Origin of the sequence: Palleronia sp. (genome assembly GCF_042089775.1) — a bacterium.
In the GTDB taxonomy this organism is placed as follows: domain Bacteria; phylum Pseudomonadota; class Alphaproteobacteria; order Rhodobacterales; family Rhodobacteraceae; genus Palleronia.
On the sequence record NZ_JBELKF010000004.1, the window covers coordinates 1 to 11,958 of the forward strand.

General features: G+C 64.2%; 10 protein-coding genes. 1 reads left to right on the top strand and 9 read right to left on the bottom strand.

Features of this window, described 5'->3' with window-relative positions; all coding sequences use genetic code 11:
* Window positions 1-572: 572 nt before the first annotated feature.
* The 9 genes from ACFDS3_RS02105 to ACFDS3_RS02145 form a co-directional block, all read right to left on the bottom strand.
* Window positions 573-1,271: a D-lyxose/D-mannose family sugar isomerase gene (locus ACFDS3_RS02105; RefSeq protein ID WP_375260687.1), complete on the bottom strand. Its 699-nt coding sequence runs from the start codon at window positions 1,269-1,271 to the stop codon at window positions 573-575.
* Between the two features lie 118 nt (window positions 1,272-1,389).
* Entirely contained in the window at window positions 1,390-2,958 is a 1,569-nt protein-coding gene (locus ACFDS3_RS02110) for a ribulokinase (RefSeq protein WP_375260688.1), read from the bottom strand.
* On the bottom strand, window positions 2,955-3,656 hold the full coding sequence (gene araD / locus ACFDS3_RS02115; protein WP_375260689.1) for an L-ribulose-5-phosphate 4-epimerase AraD: 702 nt from the start codon (window positions 3,654-3,656) through the stop codon (window positions 2,955-2,957). Before araD ends, ACFDS3_RS02110 begins: the two co-directional genes overlap by 4 nt.
* Window positions 3,657-3,717: 61 nt before the next feature.
* Entirely contained in the window at window positions 3,718-4,665 is a 948-nt protein-coding gene (locus ACFDS3_RS02120) for an ABC transporter substrate-binding protein (RefSeq protein WP_375260690.1), read from the bottom strand.
* Window positions 4,666-4,702: 37 nt separating this feature from the next.
* Complete coding sequence (locus ACFDS3_RS02125; protein ID WP_375260691.1) at window positions 4,703-5,686, bottom strand: ABC transporter permease; 984 nt, start codon at window positions 5,684-5,686, stop codon at window positions 4,703-4,705.
* Window positions 5,683-7,251 (bottom strand): sugar ABC transporter ATP-binding protein, encoded by a 1,569-nt coding sequence (locus ACFDS3_RS02130; protein WP_375260692.1) that lies wholly within the window; start codon window positions 7,249-7,251, stop codon window positions 5,683-5,685. Before ACFDS3_RS02130 ends, ACFDS3_RS02125 begins: the two co-directional genes overlap by 4 nt.
* Entirely contained in the window at window positions 7,248-8,027 is a 780-nt protein-coding gene (locus ACFDS3_RS02135; RefSeq protein WP_375260693.1) for a DeoR/GlpR family DNA-binding transcription regulator, read from the bottom strand. Before ACFDS3_RS02135 ends, ACFDS3_RS02130 begins: the two co-directional genes overlap by 4 nt.
* Window positions 8,028-8,366: 339 nt before the next feature.
* On the bottom strand, window positions 8,367-9,266 hold the full coding sequence (locus ACFDS3_RS02140; RefSeq protein ID WP_375260694.1) for a ketopantoate reductase family protein: 900 nt from the start codon (window positions 9,264-9,266) through the stop codon (window positions 8,367-8,369).
* Window positions 9,267-9,312: 46 nt separating this feature from the next.
* Window positions 9,313-10,020 (bottom strand): IclR family transcriptional regulator, encoded by a 708-nt coding sequence (locus tag ACFDS3_RS02145; RefSeq protein WP_375260695.1) that lies wholly within the window; start codon window positions 10,018-10,020, stop codon window positions 9,313-9,315.
* A gap of 194 nt (window positions 10,021-10,214) precedes the next feature.
* Here ACFDS3_RS02145 and ACFDS3_RS02150 point away from each other — a divergent pair, with 194 nt between their 5' ends.
* Entirely contained in the window at window positions 10,215-11,939 is a 1,725-nt protein-coding gene (locus ACFDS3_RS02150; RefSeq protein WP_375260696.1) for a thiamine pyrophosphate-requiring protein, read from the top strand.
* Window positions 11,940-11,958 lie beyond the last annotated feature (19 nt).

Sequence of the window (11,958 nt, forward strand, 5' to 3'; positions counted from 1 at the left end):
CGCCGGTGAAGCGCTATCTACGGTCCGCAAACAAAACCCGCAAGAGGATTCTGAGGGAAAACACCGGCCTCTGTTAACAAGTCATAAGAGGCGACTGAATGTCGGAGTTCGCGCAACATTCCTATCTAGGCTGCGGTTCGAGGTGAAGTTTTCCTTCCGGCAGTCGTGCGGTCATCGGCACGGCGCCGACGCGAGGGCGCAGCTAATCCCTTCCTTCAGCCTGTGCTGCCGGATGCCGCAACGCCAACCTTCCAAGCGACCCTGCCGATTCACTATGAGCAGTACGTCGTGGCCTGGGCGTTACGCCCGCTGATCGCGCGGCAGATGGATGCTACTCCGCGTGGTAAGGATCCGCCTTCACAGCCCTCTAGTCCGAGGGACTCGGCCGACATCTTTCCATCCCGCACAATCAACTCATCTACCGCCAGATTTCGCCACATTGACGTCGGCAGACCCCTCTTCGAGGGCCACGTTAGTGGCGGGGCATAGTCCAGCACCTCGCGGTCACTTGGCCGGAACTGCTTTCGACGCCTCACCGACGCCGCACAAGCTCGCCCTCCCGTTATACCACCTCAGTAGCCGCCGGCGGAGTCCGGATGATCGTTCACAAGAGGACGGTAGATCGCCTCGTCCTCCTCGACAGGCGAAAAACGCGCAAGCGGTTCGGCAAAGACGTTGTCAGATTTGTCGTCATTTACCGAAGACACCTCGCCGACGACCATGTCGCCCCCATCGCCCCAGAATGAATGGAAGGTGTCGGGAAACAGCGTGATGCTTTCGCCGGGAGACAGCCTAATGACGGTTCCCGGATCGACTTCGCCTGCGATGCCGTCGAGGAAGACCCTCACCTTTCCGGTCCGGGACAATTTTCCCTCCGGGTTGCTCCCCAGGACCTTCACCGCAAGCTGCGCACCCGGAACGAGAGAGTTTCGGACGATGATGTCCTCGACCTTGATGTTGTGGCGGTGCATCGGCGTCAGCTGGTCCTTGCGGGTGATCATGATCTTCTCCGCATAGGGCTTGTTCCCGGCGGCTTCCCTCAGCAGGCCGTTGCGGAGCGTGAATAGCAGCAGACCCTTCGCGTCGAATTCGTCTCCGCCGAAGTCGGTGATGTCCCACCCGTGCCCCGCCTCGATCAGGTAGCGCGCGGCATCTCCTTGCTTTTCCCAGTCTTCAAGCGTCCAGCTGGCGAAGGACGGAAGCGCAAATCCGACCTTGGCGAAGTCCTCTTCAGCTTGAGCGATGTTGGCGTTTATCTGCGAGCGCTTCATGCGTGCTCCTGTGTCCGCGGGTTAGTGAGATGCTCCGATCAGGAATTGATCCGGGAGTCGGTAAGGCACCAGCTGCTCGGTCGTCCTCTCGCCGATGCCTCGTCGCTTGAGTGCCACATCAAACTCCCTGCCGAAACGCCCGCAGCTCCGGTAGAACGGTTCCCAGGTCCAATTTCTCTCCCTTGCCGAAGGCGAAATAGACCGATCGAAACAGGGCATAGAGCCGATCATAGGCGTCCGTCCCCTCGGCACGCGGCGAGTAGACACGGTGCGGGGGAGCAAGCCGTGCCTGCGCAGCCCCGTAATCATCGAAGAGATCCGCTGCGAGCGCTGCAAATATGCAGGCGCCGACTCCGGTCGGTGACTGTCGCGGGACATGCACCTCGGTCCCGAGAACGTCGGCGTAGATCTGGTTCAGAGCGCTGTTCTTCTGCGGAATTCCGCCGCCGTTCATGACGCGATTCACGACAACGCCGTTCTCTTTGATCCGATCGATGATCAGGCGAACGTGCATCGCCATACCTTCGATGGCCGCGTGGAGTTCGTCAGCAGCGGTGTGGTGCAAGTCCCAGCCCAGCGTAATGCCGCCCAGGTCCGAGCGCACGAGGATCGTGCGATCCCCGTTGTCCCAGACCATGCGCAGGAGCCCGGTCGAACCCGGCCCACGGCCATCGAACCCGGCCGACAGCGTCGCCACGTCCGATCCGGCGCGAGTCGCAATCGCATCGAAAATATCGCCGGTGGCCGATTGTCCGGCTTCGACGCCAATCTGCCCCGGCACCACGCTTCCTGGCACGGCGCCGCAAATCCCGGGCACAGGCTCGATGCCCAGAGGGGCGATCGAGATCATGCATGTGGAGGTGCCGACCACGTTGACGAGGTCGCCCGGTCCGCACCCGCACGCGATGGCATCCCAGTGCGAGTCGAAGGCGCCGAACGGGATCGGGATGCCGGGACGGAGGCCCAGCTTTGCCGCCCACTCCTCGGTCAGGTAGCCTGCAATTTGGTCCGACGTCCCATAGCGCCCGCCGAGCTTCGCGTTGATCCCGTTGAGGAGAGGATCGACGCGGGAAAGGAAGTCCTGTGCAGGCAGTCCGCCCCAGGCCTCGCCCCACATCCACTTGTGGCCCATTGCGCAGACCGATCGCGGAAGATCGTCGACCGTGGCGCCGGTCAGAGTGGCCACCAGCATGTCGCAATGCTCGAGCGCTGTCGCCACGCGGTCACGCTTGTCGGGGTTGTGGCGCAAGAAGTGCAGAAGCTTGGCGTAACCCCATTCGTGCGAGTAAACGCCGCCGCACCAACGGATTGCCTCGAGGCCCTCCTCATGAGCCACACGCGTGATCTCTTCGGCTTCGACATGGGCGGTGTGGTCACACCACAGGTAATAGTCGTCGAGCGGCACGAGGTCAGCATCCACCATGACCACGCTCGATCCCGTCGTGTCGGCGGCGAATGCGGCGATATCGGTGCCCTCGATCCCCGCGGCCGCGATGGCCCGGCTCATGGCGGTGGACAGGGCGGACATATGGTCGTCGTGGGATTGCTTCGCGGCCAGAGGCTCCGCCGTCGAGCGCTTCAGCGGATACTCCCCGATCCCCGTGCCGAGGGTTGCGCCGGTCTCGGTTTCCATAAGGGTGACGCGGACGCTGAGCGTTCCGAAATCTGCGCCTGCGATGATGGTCATGCGGGCGTCTCCTGTCCGTAGGTTGCAGCTTGGCCATGCTTGCGCAAAAAATGACGATCCCGGAGCGCAACCGGCAGGCTTTCGAGATCAGGACGAAGTTGCAGCGAGTACCACGCCATCCGGGCGCATTCCTCAAGGATATGGGCGTTCATCGCCGCCTCGGCCGGGGTCCGGCCCCAGGCAAATGGGCCATGGCCGGCGACCAGGGCCGCGGGAACCTCCATCGGATCGCGTTCAGCAAAGCTGTCGACGATGGCTTGGCCGGTCGAGGCGACATAGCTCTCGGCGATTTCGGCCTCCGTGAGGTGCCGTGTCACCGGAACGGTGCCGCGGAAATAATCGGCATGGGTCGTGCCAAAGCACGGAATGGGCGTCAGCGCCTGCGCAAAGATCGTGGCGAATGTCGAATGGGTGTGCACAACGCCACCCACGCCGTCGAAGGCGCGATACAGCAACAGATGCGTGTCGAGGTCGGACGACGGCTTGTAATGGTTGTCGATGACCGAGCCGTCGAGGCGCACGGCGACCATGTCATCGGAGGTCATGCTGTCGTAGGGCACGCCGCTCGGCTTGATTGCGACGATTCCGGTTTCGCGGTCGACACCGCTGGCATTGCCGAAGGTCGCCATCACCAGCCCGGTTTGCACTGTGGCGAGGTTGGCCTCGCAGACGGCTGCCTTGAGTTCGGCAAGGTCCATTTTGACACCCTTTCGTCGTTGGTGCGGCCTGCGCCGCCGGCAAGCGGCGCAGGCCCTTCGTTCAGCGCTCGGCGGTCCAGCCCTGATACTCGTCCACGTTCTCGGCGGTAATCAGCTCCGGTTGGATCAGGACGGTGTCTTCCTCGGGCGGGTTACCCTGGAACACGTCGTGGGCAAGACGCATGGCCTCGGCCGCCATGCCGTAGGGATCCTGGCTTGCGGAGGCCTTGAGAAGCGACCCCTCGGTCTGCAACGCCTCTTCGGTGTCGGGTGCGCCGTCCACACCAGTGATGATGATGTCCGTGCGATCGAGCTGTCGGGCCGCCAGCTGAGCGCCCAGGGCCATCGGATCGTTGGCGCCGAACACGGCATCGAGGTCGTCGAACCGGGTCAGGAGACCCTGCATGACTTCAAGCCCGCCGTCTCGCGAGGCCATGCCGTTCTGATCGTCCGAGACGACGGTGATCCCGTCGGCCGCGGCGAACACGTCCGAGCAGCCCTTGAAGCGGTCGTTCAGCGATGACGAGGACGGCCCCTTGATGATCGCGACGTTACCCTCACCACCGAGCTGGTCGACGATGTATTCGCAGGCAATCGTGCCGGCGGCGACGTTATCCGTCATCACCGTCACTTCGGCACCGGGTGCGGACACGTCGAATGCGGCCACGGTGACGCCGGCCTCCTTGGCGCGCTTCACAGCGGGCGCAATGGCGCTGTCGTCGACCGCGTTCAGCATGATGATGTCGACGCCGGACGCGACGAAGTTGTCGATCTGGCTCACCTGCTTGTTGAGGTCGTAATCCGCCGAGACCGACGTGATTTCCACGTCAGGATTGATCTCTTTCGCGGCGTCCGTGATGCCTTCGATCGTTGCGACGAAGAACGGGTTGCCGAGCAGGCCGACCGAGATGCCGACGCTCTCGAGCGTCTTCTCTTCTTGTGCCGAGGCCGTGGCCGCCAGGCCGACGGCCATGGCGCTGCCGAGGGCAAGCTTTCCTAGTATACGCATCGGTTTCTCCTCCAGGTTGCGTTTTGGTGTACAGTGCTCAGGTCCGGGCGCCGCTCTTGATCCGGTAGCGGTCGAGCGCGACGGCGCCGATGATGACGAGGCCCTTGATGATGTATTGCCAGATGTCCGACACGCCGGTCAGGATCAGGCCGTTCGAGAGCACGGCGATGATCAGCGCCCCGACCAGCGTGCCCCAGATCGAGCCGATGCCGCCGATCAGGCTGGTGCCGCCGAGGATGACGGCCGCGATCGCGTCGAGCTCGTAGGCCTGCCCAAGCTGCAGGCCGTTCGCGGCGTAGAGGCGCGCCGACGACATCACGCCGCCAAGCCCCGACATCAGGCCCGAAAACCCGTAGACGAACATCAGGACAAGCCAGACCTTGATCCCGGTCAGCCGCGCGGCTTCCTGATTGCCCCCGACCGCGTAGATCCACGTGCCGAGAACGGTGGCCCGCAGGATGAACCAGGACAGCAGGATCACCCCCAAGGCGATGATCGCGAGCCACGGAACACCCAGGAAGTCGCCGTTGCCGATGAAGGCAAAGGGAAGGTCGGAATTGAAGACGGTGGTATCATCGCCCATGAGACGCGCGATACCCCGTACCGCAGTCAGCGAGCCAAGCGTGACGATGAACGGCGGCAGCTTCATGAACGCGATCAGGACGCCGTTGACCAGGCCGAAGGCAAGTCCCAGCACCAAACCGACCGGGATACCCATCATGCCGTAACCGTCGATCAGCGAGACGGTGACAGCCCCCACGGCAGAGGCCGCCAGGATCGAACCCACGGAAAGGTCGATCCCGCCGGTCAGGATGACGAAGGTCATGCCGGCGGCCAGGACGATGTTGATCGACGCCTGCTGCATCACGATCGAAATGTTGTTCACGGTGAGAAACTTGCCGCTCAGGACCTCGAAACCGATCGCCAGCAGGATCAGGACGGGCAACATGCCGAGCGCCATGATCAAGGTCCTCAGCATTGCGCGCTTGCTGCCGCTCGAGGACGTTGTGTTGTCGGTCATAGGCCTTCCTTCTCTGCGATCTTGGGGCGCGTTTCCGCCCTTGTCCCGGCCTTTGCGCCGGTGGACAGGGCCATGATGGCCGTCTGCTCGATGGGGCGACCCGGCGCCGCCGAAATCTCGCCCGCGATCTCTCCTTCCCGCATGACGAGGCAGCGATCCGAGATGCCGATGATCTCGGGCAGTTCGCTCGATACCACGACGATGGCCAACCCCTCGCGGGCGAGCTCGTCGATCAAGCGGTAGATTTCCGACTTGGCACCCACGTCGACGCCCCGCGTCGGCTCGTCGAGCATCAGCACCTTCGGCTGTGCCTCGAGCAGGCGAGCAAGCAACACCTTTTGCTGGTTGCCCCCCGACAGGGAACCGGCGTTGACCCGCGCCGACGGGGCGCGGATGCTCAGAGCCTCAAGTGCGCCTCGCGCCCGCCGGGCCGCTGCTCCGAAATTGCGCATTCCGCCGGCACCCGCGTCCTCTTCGGCCACGGCCATGCTGATGTTGTCCGACAGGGTCATGTCGAGGAAAAGGCCCAGTTCCTTGCGGTCTTCGGTCAGATAGGCGATGCCATGGTGGAGCGCGTCGCGCGGCGAGCGGGGCGTGACATCCTTCCCCTCAAGCCAGACCCGCCCCGATACGGCAGGGTCCGCGCCATAGATCAGCCGCAGAAGCTCGGTTCGGCCCGACCCCACGAGCCCGGCGATCCCCAAGACCTCGCCGCGGGCAACTTCGAACGAACAGCCCTTGACCTTGACGCCGTCGGCGACGTCCTCGACGCACATGACCGTCTCGCGCGCACCTTCATGGGTTGCGTGCTCCTTCTTATAGAAGCTCGACACGTCCCGACCGACCATCATCGAAACCAGGCGGTCGGCCTCAATCTCGTCCTTTTCCAGCGTGCCGACGAAGGTGCCGTCGCGCAGCACCGAGCAGCGATTCGACAGCTGATAGATCTCGTCCATGCGATGGCTGATGTAGACGACGGCGATCCCGTGGCGCTTCAATCCCGCAATGACGTCGAAGAGCTTTTCAGTCTCTCGTTCCGAAAGCGACGTCGTCGGCTCGTCCATGACGATGATCTTGGCATCCGTGGACATGGCACGAGCGATTTCAACGAGTTGCCGCTCGCCCAGCGACAGGCGGGAAACCTTCGTATCGGCATCGAACGTGACGCCGAGCCGGTCGAGAATGGGCTGCGTGCGTTCGAGCATTGTGCGGCGGGCGACGACACCGCCCTTGTGCGGCTCGGCACCGAGAAACACGTTCTGCGCCACGGACAGGTTCGGAGCCAGCGTCAGCTCCTGATAGATGACGGCCACGCCGCGGGCTTTCGACTGCTTCGGGTCGCCCAGCGGGATCGGCTCGCCGTCCACCAGGACCTCGCCACCCGCATCCGGCGCGTGGGCGCCGGAAAGCACCTTCATCAAGGTCGACTTGCCGGCCCCGTTCTCGCCCATCAGCGAGTGAACCTCGCCCCCATAGGCGCGCAGCGATACGTCCTGCAGCGCCCTGACCGTGCCGAACGTCTTGGAGATGTTGCGCATCTCCAGCATGGGAACGTCAGCGGTCATAGTCGTACCTCCGGATCGGCGATGGTCAATTGCACGCCCGCATCTTCGATCATCTGGCGATGCGCTTCGCTCAGCCCGCTATCGGTGACGATTCGCGCCACGCGCCATAGCGGAAGTGCCACCGACGGGGGCCGCTCCTCGAACTTGCGGCTGTCGACCAGCAAGATCACCTCGTTCGCCCTCTCGGCGAAGTGCTGCACGAACTTCACGAGAAGCGGGTGCGACTCGAGGATGCCGTTAGCGCTGACGCCAAGAGCGCCGACAAAGAACTGCTGGGCGAAGAAGTCGGTATCGAGGCCCCGCGACTGATAGAGCAGCCCAGGTTCCCGGTGCAGATCGCCGCCGCCGACGATGACCTGGCACGTTCCGTACTCGCCCAGGTAAGCGGCGAGCGGCATGGAATGTGTGGCGACCCGGACGTTTCGGTCCGCTATGCGAACGCCGAAGTGGAAGCAGGTCGATCCGGCGTGGACGATGATCTGGCTGCCGTCGCGAACCAGTTCCGCAGCCGCCGCGGCGATCGCCCGCTTCGCGTCGACGGCAATGTCGCGGTTGTCGGCGAAGGGAAGAGCGACAGGGCGATGCTGATGCGCGCCGTCCAGTGCGGTCACGCCACCATAGACCTTGTTGGCGCGTCCTGCCCCGGCCAGCTTCTCGATGTCGCGGCGCACGGTAGCCGCCGAGGCACCCACCAGATCCTTCAACTCGTTCACCGAAAGGAACGGACGCTCGCGCAACGCCTCGAGGACGGCTTGATGACGGCGATTCTCCTCCATGCTCCCTCCCCATCTGGCGCTCCGCTCTCGCCTGACAGTCTATGGATGACGCAATGAGATCAATCCTGCAAGAGTTTTGTAGGAATTTTGTGCAGCCCTGCTCAGATTCGATCATCGCTTGATCGACTTTTTGCAAAGCGCGCCAGTCTCCGGCTGGTACCCTGAGTGCGCCGGGTCAGTCGAGACCGAGACGCCCTCTAGTCCTTTCCTGCTGACGGCTTCTTGCCCTAGCGCGCATCGACGTTGCGTATCCATGCCCGCCGCGGGACGCCTGGCGCCCTTCCCGCCGTCCTGATCTGGCGTCACGTCAGGCCGCTCACGGCCGGTTCGTCGGGGCAGTCATGCCAGCTGAGCTTCCCTCATCCGGACCAGTGCAGCGAGAAGAGTGTTCAGCGGAACCTCCACGCCCAGCTCCACTCCTCGCTTGGCAACATACCCGTTGAGCGCCTCGATTTCCGTGCGCCGGCCGGCTTCCATGTCCTGCAACATCGAGGCTTTGTGCGCCCCGTGCGCCTCAAGAGCGAAGGCGATCTGCTTGGCGACTGCCTCGCGGTCGGTCTGGACGCCCTCGCACTCGCCCACACGCAGCACCTCCTCCGCGATTCGCTCTGCCATCGACTGGCCCACGAACCTTGCGATGTCGGCGACCGTGCCCTGCCCCAGCACGGCCGCCGCATTCATCGCGCAGTTGAAGGCGGCCTTCTGCCAGATCTGGGCCTCGGCGGCAGGCGCCTGCGTCATGCCGCCTCTCTCCAGCTCACCTGCCAGGCCGGCAGCAGGCCCATGCTCCTCGATCGCGTTGAAAGGGGTATAGGCCATGCCGTGGCTGGCGACATGGCCGGGTCCGCGCAAGTCGCCGGGCGTCATCGTGCAGCCGAACAGAACCTGACCCGGCGGGACCACCGACAGCACCCTTTCCACGTTGCCCAAGCCGTTCTGCAGGGTCAGCACGCAAGCGCCCGCATTGATCTGCCGCCTGACGGCCTCCAGCGCGGGAATGGAATGCAGGGTCTTGGTCAACAGGATCACCAGATCGAGGTCCGGCGCCTCCGCGGGCTGCATCGCCGGGATCATCAGATGCTCGGTACGATCGTCCCAATCGACGCGCAGTCCCCGCTCGCGGATGGCGCCGAGATGCGCCTGATCAGTGTCGAGCAAGACGACGTCGAGGCCGGATCTGTAGAGCTCGGCACCGATGACCCCGCCCAATGCGCCCGCACCCAGTATGGCAACCTTCATCTTCTCACCTCTTCAGACGGGCTGTGGCCTTGCACCACAACGAGTCTCACGGCCTGATTTTCCCGGCGGTGGTCAGCAGCTTGGTCAATGTCCGCTCGACCATTTCGTCATCGAACCGGCTCACCATGCCAAAGGTGCTGAGCGTCAGGACAACCTCGCCGCTGCGACCCTTTACCGGCACGGAAAGAGCGCCGATATCGGGCTCGTTTTCGCCACGGTTGCGCGCGTAACCCGCGGCGCGGATTCCGTCGAGGCCGAGCGCTTCGCTCGTGAGGCCATCCTCCAGCCACTGCGCGCGCTCCGCGGGGGCCATCGCGGCCAGCCAAAGCTTGCCCTGGGCCGTGCTCGTCATGGGCAAGACGGTTCCGACGCTGATGTTGACCGAGATCGGCCGGCTGGATGCCGCCACTGCGATGCAGGTCGGGCCTCTTCGGCCCATGCGGCAGACCATGACGGACTCGTTCAGCTCGAGCGCAAGTTCCGCAATGATGGGGCGAAGGTGCGCGACTACCTGGTTCGACGCCTCGGCCACGGCGCCCAACTCCTGTATGACCGACCCGAGCGAAAAATACCCCCGCCGGTACGATACCACGGCCCCGGCTTCTTCCAATGACAGAAGCAGCCTGTGCGCGGTCGCGTGCGTCATCCCCAGTTCTTTAGAAACCGCCATCGCCGAAATCTCCGGTCGATCATGCGTGATCATTCGCAGGATTGCGAACGCCTTCAGGACAGAGCCATTGAGTGGTGTGCTCATGCGGTCCTCTCAAACTGGACGCTCAGCGCCGACCCGGCCCCCGCGGGGGCTTGACGCAAGCGCCACTCACGTTCATCCTCAAGATAAATATCTTACAAATTAAGATATCGGAGGGAGCGTTGGAAAACAACACCGCATCGGCAAAGCGCCTTCGGCTGCGCGGCACCGCCCTCCAAAGCACAAGCTGAGGTCACATGGCAAAAGACCACGACAAGGGATCCGTGACGGCCGGCGGCGCGATCTTTGGAAAGCTCAAGGCGCTTGGCGTCGAATATGTCTTCGCCAATTCCGGGACCGATTTTCCTCCGGTCATCGAGGGCCTGATCGAGGCCACGCATCGCGGAATGAATCTGCCGACGGCCGTGACTGTTCCGCACGAGATGGCCGCGGTCAGCATGGCGCACGGCCATTACCAGATCTCGGGCCGGATCCAGTCGGTCATGCTGCACACGAATGTCGGCCTGTCGAACGGCGCCACCGGCGCGATCAACGCCTGGTGCGATCAGATCCCGATGATGCTCATGTCCGGTCGCACCCCCGTGACGGAAAAGGACCGCTTTGGCGCACGGACCGTCCCGATCGGCTGGGGGCAGGAGATGTTCGACCAGACGGCGCTGGTGCGCGAGACGACCAAGTGGGACTATGAGCTGCGCTTCCCCGAGCAGGTCTCCGAGCTCTTCGACCGAGGGTGGGCGATCGCCAACTCGACGCCGAAAGGCCCGATCTACCTGAGCCTGCCGCGCGAGGTCCTGTGCGAACAGACGCCGTCTGCCGGGCTGGACGAACCATCGATCATGGCGCCCGTCACCGCCGCGCCGAATCCCGATTCGCTGAAACGCGCCGCAGCACTCCTTGCCGGAGCGAAGAACCCCTTGATCATCAGCCAGCGCGGCGCCGGCAGCGAGGAGGCTTTCCAGGCCCTGTCCGACCTGGTGCAGGATTGGGGCCTGCCGCTTTCCCACTACTGGGCCAACCAGATCTCTGTCCCGCTCTCGCATCCCATGCAGGTCGGCGCTGCGCCCGAGACGCTGCTGGCGGAGGCTGATGTCGTTCTTGTGATTAACAGCCTTGCGCCTTGGTGGCCAGACAAGGTGACGTTGCGCGAGGACGTGAAGGTCATCCAGATGGGGCCGGACCCGCTCTTTGCGCGGACACCGGTGCGCAACTTCCGGGCCGACGTGACGCTGGTGGGCGAGACGGGACCTGGCATCCTCGCCCTCGCCCGCGCCATGGCGGACCAGCGCCGCGATGAAGACACGATCGAAGCCCGGCGCGAGCGGATCTCGGCGCTCGCGGCCCGGAACCGCGAGGCCGTCGTGAAGGCGGCCGAGGATGGCAACCGCGGCCCGATGACCAAGGACTGGGTCAGCCTGTGCCTCGGCCGTGCCATCAAGGGGCGCAAGGCCAGCGTCTTTCACGAGCTGGGCTGCCCACTGATGCCGCTCGATCTGGACCAGCACCTTGGCTACTTTCAGGAACCCCACTCGGGCGGCCTTGGCTGGGCCTTCCCGGCCGCCCTCGGCGCGCAGCTCGCCGACCGCGAGCGCCTGATCTTCGCCACAATGGGTGACGGCAGCTACATGTTCGCCAACCCGACCGTCTGCCACCAGGTTGCGGAGGCGATGGAGTTGCCCGTCATCGTGCTGGTGCTCAACAACGAGGAATGGGGCGCCGTGCGCCATTCCGTTGAGGGGCTTTATTCCGGGGGCTACGCCGCCAAGTCGAACGAGGTCCCAATGACCTCGCTGAAACCGAGCCCCGATTTCACACGCACCGCCGAGGCAAGCCGCGCCTATGCCGAGACGGTGGTGCAGGGCTCTGAGCTGCCCGCCGCGCTCGACCGCGCGATCCGCATGGCGACGGAGGAAAAGCGCCAGGTTCTGCTCAACATCGCGATCGAGCCGGCCGGGGCGCTCTGATATTCCGCTCCGCCTCCCG

Coding starts and splice junctions, on each gene's coding strand:
- ACFDS3_RS02130 (WP_375260692.1), bottom strand. CDS start 7,251: ATGACCGCTGACGTTCCCATGCTGGAGATGCGCAACATCTCCAAGACG.
- ACFDS3_RS02140 (WP_375260694.1), bottom strand. CDS start 9,266: ATGAAGGTTGCCATACTGGGTGCGGGCGCATTGGGCGGGGTCATCGGT.
- ACFDS3_RS02135 (WP_375260693.1), bottom strand. CDS start 8,027: ATGGAGGAGAATCGCCGTCATCAAGCCGTCCTCGAGGCGTTGCGCGAG.
- araD (WP_375260689.1), bottom strand. CDS start 3,656: ATGGACCTTGCCGAACTCAAGGCAGCCGTCTGCGAGGCCAACCTCGCC.
- ACFDS3_RS02150 (WP_375260696.1), top strand. CDS start 10,215: ATGGCAAAAGACCACGACAAGGGATCCGTGACGGCCGGCGGCGCGATC.
- ACFDS3_RS02110 (WP_375260688.1), bottom strand. CDS start 2,958: ATGACCATCATCGCAGGCGCAGATTTCGGAACGCTCAGCGTCCGCGTC.
- ACFDS3_RS02125 (WP_375260691.1), bottom strand. CDS start 5,686: ATGACCGACAACACAACGTCCTCGAGCGGCAGCAAGCGCGCAATGCTG.
- ACFDS3_RS02120 (WP_375260690.1), bottom strand. CDS start 4,665: ATGCGTATACTAGGAAAGCTTGCCCTCGGCAGCGCCATGGCCGTCGGC.
- ACFDS3_RS02105 (WP_375260687.1), bottom strand. CDS start 1,271: ATGAAGCGCTCGCAGATAAACGCCAACATCGCTCAAGCTGAAGAGGAC.
- ACFDS3_RS02145 (WP_375260695.1), bottom strand. CDS start 10,020: ATGAGCACACCACTCAATGGCTCTGTCCTGAAGGCGTTCGCAATCCTG.